The organism is Shimazuella sp. NTD248 (genome assembly GCF_059510395.1).
Genome location: NZ_JCAJZT010000011.1, coordinates 25,275 through 42,833, shown reverse-complemented (window position 1 = coordinate 42,833; position 17,559 = coordinate 25,275). Strand labels below are relative to the sequence as shown.

Genomic DNA, 17,559 nt, shown 5'->3' with positions numbered 1-17,559 from the left:
ACTTAAAAAGCCCGTTTTAAGCACCCCTTGATACTTGCCTACATAGCATACCATTAGTTACCGCTTGGGAAGGGGATTTTTATGGGGCTACAAAAAATACAGCTACAAATTGTTCCGGAGCATCAGTTTACAAATGACAGCAATATCATCATGAGTCGCTCAGTGGCCCTAGCCCTTGGCATAAAAGAGCAACCTTTTTGGGTTACTTTTGGAAATGCAGCTGATACGGCTTATCTTTCCTTGAGTAATCGTTCTGGTAACTTGGTGCGTATCCATGAAAAACTAGCGGAAAAATTGAACTTGCGATCACAACCTTCTATTTACGCACAGTATGATGAGAAAGCGATGAGCTTAAAATTCGGGCCATTGTTTGGAGTGTTAATCAACACCACACCTAACTCAAAACAAGAACATGTCCTAGGACCGCTCACTAAATTTTTGGATGAATGTGTACTGGCTGGCATTGCTCGTGGCACTACGGTAGCTGTTTTTCAACCAAATAAAATTGAACTAGAAACACGATTGATTACTGCTTGGGTAAAAGAAAAAGGAAAATGGGTCATCACGAAAATTCCTTATCCAGATATCATTTACAATCGAATCACGTCGCGTCGAATTGAAGAACAAGTTAATGTGCAAAAGAAACTAGAAAAATTGACTAGTTATCATCAGATTCCTATGTTTAATGAACGTTTTCTGGATAAGTGGCAAGTACACGATATTTTAAAGCAAGATAAATCTATTTCATCTATGCTACCAAAAACCATTCGATACAGCTTAAAAAAGGTAAAAGAATCGCTTACCCATTTTCCTTGCCTTTATCTAAAACCCACCAATGGAAGTCTTGGTGGCGGAATTATCCGCCTAAGCAGATCCCATCAAACTTATCTCTACCAATATGCCACACCTAACGGAACACATACACAAACGACGAATTCCTTCTTAGAACTAGGCAAAATATTAGCCCATCGTATTAAAAAACAACCCTATATCATCCAGCAGGGGTTATCATTGATCACTTATGATAAACGACCCGTTGATTTTCGTGTCCTCACCCAAAAAAATAAAGAGGGTAAATGGTCTGTCACATCTGCTGTAGCTCGAATTGCAAATGATCGACAGATTGTATCCAATCTAGCTCGTGGGGGAACACTTCGCAAAGTCCATGAGGTATTGGCTGAACTCCCAGCTTTAAAGCATAAACCAACAAGTAATGATATCAGGCAAACGGCAATGAAGATTGCTAACGCATTTGAACAACACGCAAACGGACATTTTGCAGAATTAGGAATTGACCTTGCACTCGATACAAAAGGGCGAATATGGTTATTAGAAATTAATTCAAAACCATCTAAAACAGATGATACTGTCTTAAACCAAGAAGTAAAAATACGTCCATCTGTACACAAGTTATTTGATTATATCCATTTTTTAGCGGGAATTCGTAGTTCCAGACCAGCGAGGAGGAGACGACGATGATATCCAAAAAGCTCTATCGCACAATCGGAATCATTGTCTGTACACCAAAAAACGTGTTAAAAGTTCCTCCTTTTTCTGAAGCTGCCTATTTTTTTCAATTGGCCAAAATCGCAAAACAAAATCAATTGGAAATATGTATTTTTAACCCTCTGCACATCAATTGGGAAAGCCGAACAGTCCCAGCGTGGCATGTGGAAGGAAATAGGTGGAAATTTGGCACAAAAGCTCTTCCATTCGTCATTTATGATCGTTGTTATTACACCAGTACAGCACACTTCCAACAATATCGAGCCAATATACTTCGTATCCATCATGATAAAACTGTTCAGTTTCTCGGTCGAGCACTAGGCGGAAAAATGCAGACTTACAACATGCTTCAAACTAACGATGAAATTAAACCCTATCTACCAGAAACTAAAATTTACCACGGTCCCAGCAGTTTCCTTTCCATGTTAAACCAGTATCCAAAAGTTTGTATCAAACCAAACGGAGGAAGTCATGGGATTGGAGTAGTTTCCATCGAACAAGTACAAGATGGATATCATATCAGAGGTAGAAACAAAGCAAACTTTCCATTTGAAAAGCAAATCCCAACACAGCGGCAACTTGTCGCATGGGTACAGACATTTATTCAAAAAACGCGATATTTGATTCAACCCTTTTTATCACTTCAAACAGCAGACAGTTCTCCTTTTGATCTGCGAATATTGATACAAAAAAACGGAAAACAGCAGTGGGAAACAACAGGGAAAGCTATTCGTATCGGAAAAGAAAAAAGCATCACATCCAATTTACACGGGGGTGGAGATGCGAAAAAGCTAGAGCCTTTTTTAGCAGATAACTTCAATGAAGAACAAATCGAAGTTATCCATGCACAAATTGACAACATAGCTTTGATTGTTCCCCCACATATCGAAAATCAGCATGGAAAGTTAGTGGAATTAGGACTTGATGTAGGAATCGATCGCGATGCACATGTTTGGATTATTGAAGTAAACTCCAAACCAGGTCGCTCCGTCTTCCTACGGACGGGCGAAAAAGAGATCAGGAAACGTTCCATGGAACTTCCTATCCAATATGCAAAAGCTCTGCTTTCCCAGAAAGTAGGAGGATATTGATGAATTCAATCATCTGTCAAACGCAGCTATCACACACTACTCCTGCAAAAGCAATTTTTATGCCTTTAACATTATGTGACCAATTTGGTTTTTTAGATGGGCAGTCTATCAAAGTGGAGATCGGCAATCGATCTGTTATCACTAGGGTCATTGCTACCAAAACAACAGCAGAAAAAATTATCTTCACGCCTTCAATAGCAAGACAATTATCTCTTCCTCACACTGGTAAAATGCGAGTTCTCGTCCAAAATCGCACTCTTAAATTTGGACCTGTGATTGGTATATTAACTACAGGATTCCAAGCCAATATCGCAATGCCTTTCGGAGGAAGATCATCTTTATTTCGAAGCTTTATCCAAGCTGGAGACAGTGAAAAACCAATCATCTATGTATTTACCCCTGAAATGATCGATTGGCAAAATAAAGTGGTTACAGCTTGGTATTTTCGATTGGGAAAATGGATGAAACATGTGTCTCCTCTCCCAGATGTGATTTATGAAAGAATTCCAAATCGGAAATCGGAAAATCTAGCCCAAGTACAAAGCTGTATTAGTCGTTTGAAATCACTTACCAAATGCCAAATATTTAATCAAGGCTTCTTTAATAAATGGTCTGTTCACGAATGGTTGTTTCAGAATGAAGAAACAAAAAATTATATCCCTGAAACCGTTTTGTCTCCTTCCATTCAAACTCTGCAACAGATGTTAGAAGAACATGAGATGGTCTACTTAAAACCGATTCGCGGCAGTCTCGGGCTTGGAATATTCCGTATTACCTACTCTCCTTCAAAAGGATACTTTTGTCGTTTTCATGGAGGAGAACGAAATGTTCTTCACCGATTTACGACACTTGAATCCCTTTTATCTCACTACTTCCGCAAAAACAAACAAAGATTTAAAGGATATCTCGCCCAACAAGGAATTCGACTAATCCGTATCCAAAACCGGCCTGTCGATTTTCGAGTCCATATTCACAAAGACAGCTCGGATGATTGGAAAGTAGTGGGAATTGGCAGCAAATTAGCAGGTGTTGGTTCTGTTACCACCCATGTTCGAACTGGAGGAACACTACTATCAACCCGACAACTTTTTGAAAAAAACTTCGGTGACAGTTCCAAACAAATACTGCAATCATTGGAAGATACGGCCATTCGTATCGCAGAAGTATTAGAAGAAAATGCAGATGGTCCATTAGGTGAGATCGGAATGGATATGGGGATTGATCAGGATGATCGAATTTGGTTATTCGAATGCAATGCCAAACCAGGAAGACATATTTTCGATCACCCAAGTTTACGAGAAGCCGGTCGCCAATCGGCTAAATGCATCACAGACTACAGCATGAAATTAGCTCAATTTGTATAGGGAGGAGGAAAATCATGCAAATACCTAAAATCGGTTTGTTAGAATTAAATACTTCCTCCTCTCCTTTACTATATTATCCAATAAAACCGAGCAAAAATACGAGCCAAAAACCAATAGATGTATCACTTGGAGACAATCTATCAAGCCTTATTCAAGTCCAAAAACATCCGGCACCACTTCGGAAGATCAATCATTTACCTGTAAGAAGGAAAAAAACAGCACAGGGCAGCTATCAATTAGGACCTTTTGTAGCAATCTTAACAAGTGATCGCAGAACACCATTTGCAGGAAACCATCAAAATTTTGCAGATTTGATCCAAATGGGAAAACAGCTGGGAATAACGGTATATGTCTTGACTCCAAAAGGAATTCAAGAAGAAAAATCGTTTGTAAATGGCTATCTCTTGCAGAACTCGAAACCAAGGCCACAATTTCACCAAAAACTGCTGCCATTTCCAAATGTCATCTATAACCGTGTACCTTATCGCAGCGAAGAAAGGTCTAACGAGGTCATCCAAGCGATCAAGTATTTAAAACAAAAAAAAGTGCCTATTTTTAACCCTTATTTTTTCAATAAATGGTCCCTATACAAGGATTTGAATACAACGGCTTGCCAGACTCACCTGCCTGCTACAACCAAGTTATCTGACTATGCCTCTTTCCGCCAAATGATGCTCCAACACACATCATTGATCCTAAAACCGATAGAGGGAAGAGCAGGTATCGGCATGATGAAAGTGGAAGGAAATGGACCATATACCCTTACTTACCAAACAAAAAAGCAAAAACAACGCCTAAACATTTCTAAGCTGCCACAAGTATATGAACAGATCAAAAAACGCACCGAAAACAGACCTTATCTTCTCCAACAAGCTATTGAACTCGCAACTTACCAAGATAGACCCTTTGATATTCGCATGTTGGTGCAAAAAGATGGGACAGCAAATTGGAAAATATCCGGAATTGGGGTGCGCATTGCAGGGCAAAGAGCTATTTCAACCCATGTACCAATGGGGGGAAGGATTGAAAGCTTAGAACGGGTATTAGTTAGTACTTTCCCACGGCAAAAGGAAACACTTCAGCAGCGTTTAGAACAACTTGGCATTTCATTCGCAAAAGAAATCGAGGAAAAAACAGGAGAAACACTTGGAGAAATGTCGATGGATATTGGTATTGATAAACTCGGAAAACTATGGTTTTTTGAAGCAAACGCCAAACCACAGAAATTCGATGAACCGATAATTCGCGCCAGATCATTACGTAGAATATTAGAATATGCACTCTATTTGTCTGGTTTTCCATCTTATCGACGAAGGGTTGTTTCGGAATGAAAATAACTACCTTTACATTACCAAACCTCCAACCATATCGACAGAAGATAATCTTATTTTTGCGTAAAAATGGCGAAGGTAGAATTACCCACCGGGCTCTCCGTTGGTTATCTCGTATTACAACGAGCGAAAACGAAGACACACCTGGTTCCATTGCACTTGTCGCTTTAGAAGAGAAACAATTAGCTGGAGTGATGATCTTCAGCCGTTATGGGATCGAGGAAGCGATTACCGCTGTTCATCCTCGATATCGGAAGCAAGGAGTCGGGGAAGCACTCCTGATGGAGGCAAAAGAAAGATTAGGGAAAGTATATACAAAAGTGGCATGTGATAATGCAGCTAGTTTGAAATTATGTTTTCGTTGTGGATTACGAGCGTTTTCCTTATTCAAAGGACCAACGGGTAAGCCGACGTTATGGTTAGGCGGCGGAGACTATGATCCAAATGACATTCAATAAAAAAGCACATTCTTTTTAAGAATGTGCTTTTTTATCGCTCTTCATAACTTTGTATAATTTAATCGGAAAGTCATCATAATGTTATATATTTTTAATATTTATAACAATACTTCTATTATAATTTAAATATCCTATTGAATTAGGAAAATTAGGAGGTGGAATTATTTTGAATAAGCTAAGCTACCTTGGTTTCAGCTTTATTATCGCTCTTTCTATCTTTGTTTCTACACTCAGTATTGGTTCTAAATCCGTGAGTGCTATGCCAAAAGACGGTACCAATCCCTACACGACTGGTTGTGCCTCCAAAAAACTAATTATATATGAAACTACTTATATTAAGCATAATAACAAAACAATTGGCTACATCCAATTAAGGGGAAGCGCTTATTGCCACACTGCTTGGGCTTTTGTCAAACTATATTCTCCTGCTCCAACCAATAACTATGTCAATGCGTATGTACAGCGTGGTAATCCTCGTGGTTGGGAACAGAGTTGTAATTCCTCAGGTGGAAACAAAGCTGTTCAGTATAAGCAAACTTCTTGTTACACCCCGCAAATCTGGGATAAAGATCCTTATAGAGCTCGAGCAAAAGCATATTTTACTCAAGCAAAATATACAGCTGCTACTAGTTTTCATTAAAAGTAATGCCCTTACTACTGACCAAAGGTCAGTAGTTTTTATTTTTAATTACTTAGTAAAAACAAAAAAAAGAACTATACTTCCACCCCTTACGGTAACTCCTTTTAGATGGGTATAATAAACAGATGAAAAAATGATTAGGGAAATAGTAATGAAAACGAATAACAAACAGAAAGGATCTCCTATGACAAACAAAGGATGGAACTTAGATAACAGTTATACACATCTTCCAAATATTTTTTTTACGGAAGTTCAACCAACTCCTGTACACTCACCAAATTTAATCGTACTAAACCGACCATTGGCAAAGTCTCTTGGACTAAACATCGCACAATTGGAAAGCGATACTGGAGTACAAGAATTGGTTGGAAACCGAATTCCAGAAGGTTCTATCCCGCTTGCACAAGCATATTCAGGACATCAATTTGGACATTTTACGATGTTAGGGGATGGACGAGCTGTACTGCTCAGCGAGCAAATCACACCGTCAAAAGAGCGATTTGACATTCAGCTGAAGGGAGCAGGTATTACACCATACTCACGTGGTGGCGATGGACGTGCTGCACTTGGTCCTATGCTTCGTGAATACATCATCAGTGAAGCTATGTACGGGCTTGGTATTCCTACCACCCGGAGTCTAGCAGTAACGAAAACTGGTGAACCCGTCTATCGAGAAACAGAGCTGCCTGGTGCAGTTTTAACTCGGGTTGCTTCTAGTCACATCCGTGTAGGAACCTTCCAATATGCAGCAAATCGGAGATCGAAAGAGGAGCTTCAAATTTTTACTGATTACACCATACAAAGGCATTATCCAGAAATCCAAGATGAAGAAAATCGTTTCTTTTTGTTTTTGCAAAAAGTGATGGACCGCCAAGCGGCATTGATCGCGAAGTGGCAATTAGTAGGCTTTGTACATGGTGTCATGAATACAGATAACATGACCATCAGCGGAGAAACGATTGATTATGGGCCCTGTGCATTTATGGATATATATGACCCAGCAACCGTATTTTCATCCATTGATATGCAAGGTCGCTATGCCTATGGAAATCAGCCGAAAATCGCGAATTGGAATCTTGCCCGTTTTGCAGAAACACTCTTGCCTTTGCTGCATGATGATCAAGAACAAGCGATCCAAATTGCTCAAGAAGCGATTTCCAACTTTCCAAGTTTATATCGCAATTATTGGCTCAAAGGCATGAGAGAAAAATTAGGATTATTCCTAGAAGAACCACAAGACCAATCTTTAATAGAAGAACTTTTGAAACTGATGGAGCAATATAAAGCTGACTACACCAACACGTTTCGAGCATTGACTTTTGACAACATAGAGGGGCAAGCACTGTTTGAAACGGTTGAATTTACTGCTTGGTATGCAAAATGGCATGAAAGACTTGGAAAACAACAAGAATCATTTGACACAGCACAAGTACTGATGAAAAGTAGCAATCCTGCCGTGATCCCCCGCAATCATCGAGTGGAAGAAGCGCTTGAAGCGGCGGTAGGAAGCGAAGATTACGATGTGATGAACCGGCTTCTCCAAGCCCTTTCCCATCCTTATGCCCACTCTGCTGAGCAAGAAGCATACTTCCTGCCATCTGAGCAACCAACAGCATATGTTACCTATTGTGGTACTTAGTGGAATGAATATAACAAAGAACCAGCTCAAGATTGCTGATTCTTCTTGATAAGAAAAAAATCCGTGAAACATTCACGGATTTTTTCTTTATTTTATAACGCGCTTAGCGCCAATATAACCTTGTTTTAACCAAGCATGATCTAAACTCTCATATTGTACACCTTTTGATCCCCAAGTGTGGAGAATCTGGTTATTACCAGCGTAGATACCAACGTGTGCAATTTGCCCTCCAGAGCTAGAGGTAGAGAAGAACAATAGATCTCCTTTTTTGATTTGATCACGTGCTACACTTGTACCTTGGGTGTACTGTTGACGGGAACTGCGAAGTAAGCTGATTCCATTTTGTTTAAATACATACTGAGTAAAGGACGAGCAATCAAAAGTCTTCGTCTGACCAGATGCAGCCCCATATTGGTAAGGAGTGCCCAGGTATTTTTCCCCAGTCGCGATAATCTTGTCAGCTAGAGCATTACTTGATTGGTCTGTTGATCCATTATCAGTAGTAGAACCTGTATTACTTGTAGAACCTGTATTACCTGTGCTTCCAGTAGAGCCTGTGTTGCTGGAACTGGAGTTGTTATTAGAAGTAGAATTATTGGTACCTGTATTACTAGAACTACTTCCACTATTGGTGCTGGAACTTGTATTTGAATGAGCAGTAGGCGCTTGTTTACCAGTTATACTGTAGTACATTTGGTTAACACGCGACATCGTGCTACTTGTACTTGCAGCAGCAGCATTACTTTGCACAAATGGAAATGCAAATGTAGAAATGGCCATAGCGGATAATGTTACAATACCTATTTTGATGTTTTTATGATTAAGCATCAAATCCTCCTTTAGATTACATGTTCTTCCGGAAGTTGATTTTATTGTAACATAGATATACCTTAAATTTTTAGGGAAAATATGTAAACTCCACAAACTGATTTGCTTTTAGAATATGTAGAAAATAAATATAAAAGTAGATATACTATAGAGGAAGAGTACCCGGCAAGCGGTACTCTCATGGATTCAGGAGGAACGACATGTTCAGTGTCACCGACCCGCCGGAGAACCCTCCCCAGACGCCCGGGGAGGGCGACAGCAAGAGCAAGGGCGGTTCCGGTCAGCCCGAGTTCTGACGGACCTCTCTGAATGAGAAGACGGCTCCCCTGCACAGCAGTGGGAGCCGTCGCCGATTTTATAAAAACCTGCGCACACATTTCTTGCCATTGTAACTAAAGACGACATCTCGTTTATCGATCACAGTCTGCAAATGGACATTTCTTCCCCAGAGCTCATAAACATGGGGAAGTGTTTTCTCCAAATACTTCACATCAAGCTCCATTCCCTCATACAAGTGATGCAAAAACAATTCCCCATTGCGGGCGTAATCTCCATCTTTTACCATGATGACAGGATGGCCGCCATTCACTCGGCTAGTCACCAATTGATCACGCACATTTTCCCAGTCTTTATCGGAAACTTTCCAATCATTCCCTTGTTTTTGGAACACATACATATCCAGCTTATCTACTAAATCTTTGGTTAAATAATTGCGGATAAAAGAGATATCCGAATCCAATTCCCGTACTTCAAACAGCTTCTCTCTGCCTTGACTGGGCTTTCTTCCCAGCAGTTTGATTTCTTCTTCTGTCGGATTATCCCAGCGTCGCTCGATATCTTCTAGCATTTTCAACCCCAAGTAATAAGGGTTGATTGACGTAGTAGACGGTTGTAAGACAGATGCGTTTAACTTGGCAAATTCAATGGTTTCTGCTTCTGTCAAATCGAGCTCACGCATAATGCGAATATGCCAATAGGACGCCCAGCCTTCATTCATAATTTTCGTTTCGAGTTGCGGCCAAAAATAAAGCATTTCTTCTCGCAAAATCGTCAAAATATCTTGATGCCAATCTTGCAGTACTCGACTGTGGTTCATAATAAAAAGCAATATATCTTTCTCCGGTTTTTCCGGGAAACTCCGAGTTAAGCTCGGTTTTTGGGGTTCTTCTTCGCCGTCTAACTTCCATAGATCATCATAAGGAGTTGCTTTTTGCCCCTCTATTTTAGTAGAATGCCTCCTCGGTTTAGGGGCGAGTATGCTGGGATTAATATGTTCTTGAACCGCAAGCACATGATCCAAAAATTGTTCTACCTCATCTTTCCCGTAAGTCAGTTCATATTCTCGAATCCGTTCTGCACTTGCTGACATGCTTTCGACCATATCCCGAGATGTTTTAGAAAAACGGTAGTTATTTTTGAAAAAATCGCAGTGTGCCAATACGTGGGCAACAATCAGTTTATTTTGAATGAGACTATTTCCTTTTAATAAGAAAGCATAGCAGGGGTTAGAGTTGATCACCAGCTCATAGATTTTACTCAAGTTAAAATCATACGAAAGCTTCATCTTGTGAAAAGCCTTACCAAAACTCCAGTGAGAAAAACGAGTCGGCATTCCATAAGCGCCAAATGTATAGATGATATCTGCTGGGCAAATCTCATAGCGCATGGGATAAAAATCAAGCCCAAAGTGAGTCGCAATCTCCGTTATTTCCTCAATCGCGTATTCCAAATCTTTTTGCTCACTCAACGTGACTCACCCCTTTTTGTAGTTATATCTTTCTTTTCCCTTCAGCTATCATTTGATAAACACACATTTATACCACCTGCCCAAGATGAACATACTAAGACCGACTTATTCACTTGGAGGGATCTAGGTTTGAATTATACACTGTTACAAGATCAAATCCGCATAAATCTTAAAGACGAATCTACAGATGTATATGAATTACTTAATCCCTTACAACCTTATGACATCGCTGAAGTAGTCAAAGGATTAGAACATGAAGAACGGTTACAGCTTCTTCCTTTGATCCCGATCTCATTAGCCGCAGAAACAATCGAATACTTGGACCCTGAGTTGCAATATCATATTTTGCAGCACTTACCGATTTCCTTTTCCACACCTCTGTTTAAACAAATGTCCAGTGACACAGTAGTCGATATGCTGCTTGCCATCCATCCTCTCCAAGCAGAACGTTTACTCGATCTGCTTCCTTTGGACTATCGGAGAAAAATCAATCAACTGATGACCTACCCAGAAAATACTGCGGGAAGTTTGATGACAGTTGATTTTATTTCTGCAAGAACGTACTGGAATATAGAGCAGACATTACAGCATATTCGCAAAGTCGGTCATGAGGCAGAGCTCGTTTCCTATATTTACGTCACCGATACCCGCGGAATTCTAGTAGGTGTCGTTTCTTTAAAAGAATTGATTTTCGCCTCACCTGATACGAAATTGGAAAACATCGTGACTGAAGATGTAGTCTGTGTCCCTGCTGAAATGGAACAAGAAGAAGTAGCTATTATCTTATCCCGATATGATTTGATGGCGCTGCCGGTCATCAACCATGAACGAAGACTTGTCGGAATTATCACCGTCGATGATGTATTTGATGTCATTCAAGAAGAAGCAACAGAAGATTTTCAAAAATTAGGAGGAAGCCAGCCATTAGAAGATACGTATTTTAAGACGAGCAGTTTTCAGTTATTCAATAAACGGATCATCTGGTTATTGGTATTGTTTATCGGCGGTGCTTATACTTCCAATGTACTTTCCCATTATCAAAATGCAGTAAATCAGGTAGTTGCACTATCTTTCTTTATCCCTTTGTTAATTGGAACAGGTGGTAATACAGGTTCACAGATTGTCAGCACACTGGTACGAGCACTCGGAGTTGGAGAAGTAGCTTTTAAAGATGTATTTCGCGTGATTAAAAAAGAGCTTCTCACAGGGGTGCTGCTCGGTGTGTGTCTCGGGATTGTCGCATATATTCGTGCACTGTTGCTGCATGTCGAGTTAAATATCGGATATGTCGTCGCTTTATCCGCTTTAGCAATTGTCCTGTGGTCATCTCTTGTCTCAGCCTTTTTACCTTTATTATTACATCGTTTAAAAATCGATCCAGCGGTTGTTTCTGGTCCATTGATCTCTACATTAGTCGATGGTACTGGGTTAATCATTTACTTTTCGATTGCGCAATTGATTTTGCATGTTTAATTTTGCAAGAAAACATTTACCAGCCTTTATGCAACCCATATAATGAGGGTACCGATTAGTGTAAAGCTCACTAATCACCTGTCCTCGTCCTCTTTAGATGGGAAAAATATGCTAGCCCAAGTGCTCGCTTTCCTGTACATCACAGGAAGCCTGGTGCATGCTGTGTACCAGCACCAGTACACACAGGAATACACCCTTAGAGCAATCGAACAGGAAACACCTCATGATTTAACTACAGAGCTGCCTAAGGTGGGAGTTATTGTTCCTGTCTTCAACGAGAAACTCTACAGTTTTCGAAAGACACTAGCGAGGATCAAAAAACTCCGTTATCCACAACACCTCCTAGAAGTTTACGTCGTCAATGACGGCTCTTTCAGGAAAGTGGGTCAGGAAGAGAAACGGGAAAAATTCGAGAAGCTACTTTCGGAATACGCCAATCTTCCTAACTGGACAGTCATCACTGGCCATCCCAATGAAGGAAAGCGCAGAGCACAGAACCGCGCCTTCCAGCTTGCCAAAACGGCTTGCGGTTACATCTACTTCGTCGACAGTGACTGTCTTCCCAACAAGCACATTATCAAGCATTTCCTCGCGAAAATGTTTGATGGCGTGGCAGGAGTCTGCGGAAATATGGGTGTTTCCAACCCTGCTGCCAGCTGGATGACTCGGCTGCTGGTGATCCGTTACTCGCTTGGCACATCCGTTGAGCGTGCGTCCGAGAGCATTTTTGGATACGTCTGGTTGGTGCCTGGTCCGGCATCTTTCTACTCCACTCCCTTCCTCGAAGAGGTCTGGGAGGATTACCAAAACCAGCGGTACAAGGGTAAATTGTGTACGAATGGTGATGATCTATACCTTACCAACCTCTGTATCCAGAGAGGGTACCGAATCGCCTACGCTGATCAAGCTGTCGTCACCACCACTGTCCCTGTAACCCTTTCTGGCTATTTGCAGCAGCAGGCACGCTGGAACCGGGACAAGTACCGGGACTGCGTGATGACGCTTCGATCCGCTTATAAGGCTGGCTGGTACCCGTTGCTGGCTGGTGTGAACCGAATGATCTTCCCCTTTCTGTTCCTAATCACTTCCATCCTCTGCCTCGTCGAATGGATGGTGTGGGGTAATACAGGAAGCGGGATGGCGCTCATGCTGATGATCCTCATTCGGGCGATGATCACCTACTCGGCAGTTCGAGACATCAAGGGAATGTCGATGGCTGCCGCATTGCACTTCACAGTAGTGTATGGAGCTATCCACACTACTCTCCTGATTCCTGTCAAGCTATGGTCACTGCTCACACGAGGAGCAGGCACTTGGAAACGATAAATCCCGTTGGAGGATAGAGCACAAACACCCCAGACCGTTGACATAGTCTGGGGTGCCCTCTGTTATGGAATTATATCTCTTGTACTTTTGTTAGTTTTTCACTTAATCCCCATAGATCGAGCTGGAATTTTTCATCATAAGCTTGATAATTTGCCCTTGCTTTTGTTTTCTTATCAAAGTATTCTCCCGTTACCTTTTCTAGTTTGGAGAAAGGGTAAGATGTAAAATGGCATCAGCACCAGTTTTAACACGACCCAATGGCAGGACTTTACTCTCTCGTACCATTTTTGTATTGAGTAAGGAACCAGGGTGGAGACAGTTTACTGTTATGGGATAATCAGCACATTTTTTTGCTAATAAAAATGTAAATGCGGTAAGTGCCAGTTTACTGCGTTTGTAAGCATGAAAAGGAGAATAATTCTGTTCTAACATGATATTGGATAAATCAATGGGATCTTGTCCAACGGAAGACACATTTATAATTCTTGCTGACAATGATTGTTTTAAGTTTGGAAGCAAAAGATTGGTTAATAAAAATGGTGCTAAATAATTGACTGCAAGGCGCAATTCATATCCATCTTGGCTGAATTTTCTTTGATGATCGTTTAAATTGCCACTCCCGATGCCAGCATTGTTAATCAATATATCTATAGTAGGGTAATCTTTGGTTATTTGATCTGCAACTCGATATAATTCCATAAGAGAAGAAAAATCAGCAAGATAATATTTTAAGTTTTTATTTCCCGTACGTTTTTGAATTTCTTCCAATACAGCAGCACCACGTTCCGCACTTCTGCCATGAAGAAGAACCGTAAAGCCTCTGTCTGCTAGTGCTATAGCAGTCTGTTTGCCAATTCCATCTGTTGAACCAGTTATTAGAATAACTTTGTCACTCATCCCATGCGCCTCTATTCCTATGGTTTTAGGATGCTAAAATGAAGTCCACGAGCAGTAGCTGCTTCTGCAATAGCGTGATTAATATCATGCAATGGATACGTATTTGGTTGAAATGCAGTAATATCCAATAATCCCGCTTGAATTAGGCTGGCAATTTCCGCAGGTGCATCATTGGGATACATGGAAGACCCTGTAATCGTAAGTTCTTTTGTGAGAACAGTAAGGTAAGACAGAGGAATATCTACTAATACACCTCCAGCAAATACAGCCGTTCCTTTTTGTTTTAATATAGATAATCCTGCATTTACAAGTGATGAATGATTCATTAACCCGACAACATCAATGAGGACATCTGCTTCTCCAATATTAGAAGCAAATATAGTCTCATAATCCCCTTCCTGATCTGGTAAAGGGATGCTTTGAATACGTTTTGGATTTAACTTTGAAATGGATTGAAGGACATCTATGTTTCTTCCAACAGCATAAATTTTGGATGCTCCCAGTGCTAGAGCGACGAGTACAGAAGCAGTCCCTAAATTACCTGTTGCACCATTGATGACGACAGATTGACCAGGAGAAAAATTGCTCCGCAGAAAAGCACCATATGCAATACTTAAATAATACATACAAGCGAGATGAGCATCGTCGTAATGACTGATATGGTCAATCGGTGTAACACATTCAACTGGATAAACAGCCTGCTGGGCAAATGTACCTTCTTTCCATTGGTTTAATAAGTTCTCACAATTAGCAGTCAAACCAATCCAGCCTTTTAAAATCCGCTCTGGGTTCGTAGTGTTATTTCTGGAGGAAATGAGTGGACTGCAAAATACTTTTTGTCCAATCCTGATATCCGTCACATCTTCCGCTACTTCTTCCACTATTCCTATTGCACATAGTCCTGGCGTGTATGGTGTTGGTAAAGCAAATGGAAATTGTCCCCCCACCACTTGGTTAGTAAAAGAAAGAATATGCGTTGCTAATACACGTATCCGAACACTAGAAGTGTGTAAGGACGGTGTGGGAAGTTCTTTCACTTCTAATGGAGTACTTACTTGATGTAAAATAGCTGCTTGCATGAGAAATCTCCCTTCCTATTTGGTATAGGCTTATGTTAATGGACATTAGATATAATAAGAAGGAGAGAGTTTCTTATCATATTGCCAATGGTAGTAGTACGACTACCAGTCTAAAAGGGGTCCTCATTTGTGAATCAATCACCAAGGCATAGGGAACTAGCAGATTTTTTAAGATCACGCCGGTTGCGTTTAACACCACAGGCAGTGGGTTTAGCCCAACAATCTACTAGAAGACGAATAAAAGGGCTTAGAAGAGAAGAAGTTGCCGCTTTATCTGGCGTTTCCATAGCTTGATATACGTATTTGGAGCAGGGCAGACAAATAAAGGTATCGGAACAGGTTTTAGAAAGTATTGCCAGAACATTGCAGCTGGATAATGATGAGAAGAACTACTTATTTACCTTGGCTGCCTCTTGGTTAACCAAAGAAGAAAACATTTCAAAAGAACAAGTGATTTCCTCGTCTCTGCAAATGATGCTGGATGATCTACAAATTTGTCCGGCATACATAGTAGGAAATCATTGGGAAGTAATTGCTTGGAATCGGATGGCTTGTGCTGTTTTTGGAGATTTTTCGAATATGGATCAGTTAGGTAGAAATTTAATCTGGAGAATGTTTACAGATCAAACCTATCGCAATTTGTTTTTCGATTGGGAATCTATGGCGAAACGATTATTGGCTCAATTTCGGACTTAGTATACGAAAAATATTGACGATCCATGGTATATAGAAATCGTTGAAAATTTAAAGGCTGCTAGTTTGGAATTTAAGCATTGGTGGGAAGAACACGAAGTAATCGGTATACCTGAAGGAAAAAAAGGTGTCTTGCATCCTAGAGCAGGATTATTGAGTCTAGAGTACAATACATTTTTAATGGCAGAACATCAAGATATCATTTTAAATGTGTACACACCTGATGAAAAAACAGATACAAAAGAAAAATTAATAAAACTTAAGCAAGTATGGGAAAACAATAACTGACAAAACATTTTACCCCCACTTTGCAAACCAAAAAGAGGATTTGAAAAAAGTACAGCATGGATATGCGTCACCAGCCGTACATAGTGAAGCCGATGTACAACGATTTATTCAAACAGTGTTAGAATCAAAAAACAAACGTAATTATGCTCTGGTAAACGGGAAACACCCGTTTACCTTTTCCATGTAGACGGCTTTCCAGTCCTCAGACTACTACGGAAACTCCGTTGCCATAGGATTCGCGTCCCGTACATCAAAAAACCACCAACGACGGTGGTGGTGAAAGGATATATAAGGTTACGTTCTATTATCTTTGTTCATTAGTTAGATGAAAAATGGGATAAAAGCGGAGACGGGTGACCTAACCACTTGGGAAAGATCACCCGACAGATGGCTTATCGATAAGCCTATTCCCCACTCAAACAAGCGGGGCGAACTGCGAATGCAGCTCCTTAGTCGCGACTTGAGATAGACTCCCTAGCCGCTTTTTCGCACGAAAAGACTCCAGTTCCGCCATTTTAGGCGAAACGAGTCGTCGGTGATTTTATCGCCGACGCCCATTGACGATCACAGTACTGTTCGAGACGTGCGGCGCCATGATGCCCACAGTGCCACCCACGTTGACGTTGGTCACGGGTCCGCTGGAGTTGCGGCCGCTCCCCTTCACATACTCCATGTGGAGGCGTTTGTCCTCCTTGAGGATTCGGATTCGATTGGTGCCCTCCAAACCCGTTAGGGTCCAGGTGTTGCCCTCCCGGCGGGTGTTGCCCTCCCGGCGGAGCACCGTTTTTCCGTACTGAAGCTCCGAACCCCGAGCCATCTGGATGAGCCGCTCACGACTCAATTCGATCCTTCCACGATACTTGATAGTGGTGGCGATGATCTCGTCGAAGTTGTTTCCGTAGATCTTCACCTCCTTGGAGGTATCAATCTTCTTGAAGTTGTCTTCGATGACCTCTACGTCTTCGTTGGTGACGATGTTCTCGAAATTGTCGGTCTCAATCAGCATTTTCGTGCGCCTTTCATTCTCGAGGAAAAGGCTTTCTTCCTTCTCTACTCCATTATACCCATAAAATTAGAAAATAGTTTGATTAGAACAAATAAATGCTCTGGTAGGCGAATGTATGATTTATAATGAAAATTGCCCATTCGGGACTGAGGCAAAGGAGAAACAAGTGAGTCAGGAAAACACAGACTACACG

Annotated in this window: 15 protein-coding genes and 1 pseudogene; 11 read left to right on the top strand and 5 right to left on the bottom strand. The window is 41.0% G+C overall.

Annotation, left to right across the window (positions count from 1 at the left end; all coding sequences use genetic code 11):
• Nucleotides 1-81 precede the first annotated feature (81 nt).
• From AC5WOE_RS18545 to AC5WOE_RS18515, 7 genes are all read left to right on the top strand, one after another.
• Complete coding sequence (locus AC5WOE_RS18545) at nt 82-1,479, top strand: YheC/YheD family endospore coat-associated protein (RefSeq protein ID WP_496051312.1); 1,398 nt, start codon at nt 82-84, stop codon at nt 1,477-1,479.
• Nucleotides 1,476-2,597: a YheC/YheD family endospore coat-associated protein gene (locus AC5WOE_RS18540; RefSeq protein WP_496051311.1), complete on the top strand. Its 1,122-nt coding sequence runs from the start codon at nt 1,476-1,478 to the stop codon at nt 2,595-2,597. Before AC5WOE_RS18545 ends, AC5WOE_RS18540 begins: the two co-directional genes overlap by 4 nt.
• Nucleotides 2,597-3,961: a YheC/YheD family endospore coat-associated protein gene (locus AC5WOE_RS18535; RefSeq protein ID WP_496053211.1), complete on the top strand. Its 1,365-nt coding sequence runs from the start codon at nt 2,597-2,599 to the stop codon at nt 3,959-3,961. Before AC5WOE_RS18540 ends, AC5WOE_RS18535 begins: the two co-directional genes overlap by 1 nt.
• Before the next feature lie 14 nt (nt 3,962-3,975).
• Complete coding sequence (locus tag AC5WOE_RS18530; protein WP_496053210.1) at nt 3,976-5,292, top strand: YheC/YheD family endospore coat-associated protein; 1,317 nt, start codon at nt 3,976-3,978, stop codon at nt 5,290-5,292.
• On the top strand, nt 5,289-5,750 hold the full coding sequence (locus AC5WOE_RS18525) for a GNAT family N-acetyltransferase (protein WP_496051308.1): 462 nt from the start codon (nt 5,289-5,291) through the stop codon (nt 5,748-5,750). Before AC5WOE_RS18530 ends, AC5WOE_RS18525 begins: the two co-directional genes overlap by 4 nt.
• 166 nt (nt 5,751-5,916) lie before the next feature.
• Nucleotides 5,917-6,390 carry a DUF2690 domain-containing protein gene (locus AC5WOE_RS18520; RefSeq protein WP_496051307.1) on the top strand — a complete coding sequence of 158 codons (474 nt, stop codon included), beginning with the start codon at nt 5,917-5,919 and terminating at the stop codon, nt 6,388-6,390.
• A gap of 151 nt (nt 6,391-6,541) precedes the next feature.
• Nucleotides 6,542-8,029: a protein adenylyltransferase SelO gene (locus AC5WOE_RS18515; RefSeq protein ID WP_496051306.1), complete on the top strand. Its 1,488-nt coding sequence runs from the start codon at nt 6,542-6,544 to the stop codon at nt 8,027-8,029.
• Between the two features lie 87 nt (nt 8,030-8,116).
• Here the strand turns inward: AC5WOE_RS18515 and AC5WOE_RS18510 are convergent, their stop codons facing one another.
• Entirely contained in the window at nt 8,117-8,857 is a 741-nt protein-coding gene (locus AC5WOE_RS18510) for a C40 family peptidase (RefSeq protein WP_496051305.1), read from the bottom strand.
• A 355-nt stretch (nt 8,858-9,212) separates the two neighbouring features.
• Nucleotides 9,213-10,604, bottom strand: coding sequence for a SpoVR family protein (locus AC5WOE_RS18505; protein WP_496051304.1), 1,392 nt, complete (start codon nt 10,602-10,604; stop codon nt 9,213-9,215).
• A gap of 129 nt (nt 10,605-10,733) precedes the next feature.
• Between AC5WOE_RS18505 and mgtE the strand changes: the two genes are divergently transcribed.
• Both mgtE and AC5WOE_RS18495 read left to right on the top strand, forming a co-directional pair.
• Nucleotides 10,734-12,077: a magnesium transporter gene (mgtE, locus tag AC5WOE_RS18500; RefSeq protein WP_496051303.1), complete on the top strand. Its 1,344-nt coding sequence runs from the start codon at nt 10,734-10,736 to the stop codon at nt 12,075-12,077.
• Between the two features lie 108 nt (nt 12,078-12,185).
• Nucleotides 12,186-13,403 carry a glycosyltransferase family 2 protein gene (locus AC5WOE_RS18495; RefSeq protein WP_496053209.1) on the top strand — a complete coding sequence of 406 codons (1,218 nt, stop codon included), beginning with the start codon at nt 12,186-12,188 and terminating at the stop codon, nt 13,401-13,403.
• Nucleotides 13,404-13,601: 198 nt separating this feature from the next.
• On the opposite strand, the gene AC5WOE_RS18490 is transcribed toward AC5WOE_RS18495, so the two are convergent.
• On the bottom strand, nt 13,602-14,300 hold the full coding sequence (locus tag AC5WOE_RS18490) for an SDR family NAD(P)-dependent oxidoreductase (protein WP_496053208.1): 699 nt from the start codon (nt 14,298-14,300) through the stop codon (nt 13,602-13,604).
• 17 nt (nt 14,301-14,317) lie between these two features.
• Nucleotides 14,318-15,379, bottom strand: coding sequence for a zinc-binding dehydrogenase (locus tag AC5WOE_RS18485; RefSeq protein ID WP_496053207.1), 1,062 nt, complete (start codon nt 15,377-15,379; stop codon nt 14,318-14,320).
• A 129-nt stretch (nt 15,380-15,508) separates the two neighbouring features.
• Between AC5WOE_RS18485 and AC5WOE_RS18480 the strand changes: the two genes are divergently transcribed.
• Both AC5WOE_RS18480 and AC5WOE_RS18475 read left to right on the top strand, forming a co-directional pair.
• Entirely contained in the window at nt 15,509-15,673 is a 165-nt protein-coding gene (locus AC5WOE_RS18480; RefSeq protein WP_496053206.1) for a hypothetical protein, read from the top strand.
• Between the two features lie 156 nt (nt 15,674-15,829).
• Nucleotides 15,830-16,360, top strand: a pseudogene (locus AC5WOE_RS18475) (MmyB family transcriptional regulator).
• 541 nt (nt 16,361-16,901) lie between these two features.
• Here the strand turns inward: AC5WOE_RS18475 and AC5WOE_RS18470 are convergent.
• Nucleotides 16,902-17,366 (bottom strand): hypothetical protein, encoded by a 465-nt coding sequence (locus tag AC5WOE_RS18470; protein WP_496053205.1) that lies wholly within the window; start codon nt 17,364-17,366, stop codon nt 16,902-16,904.
• Between the last annotated feature and the right edge of the window lie 193 nt (nt 17,367-17,559).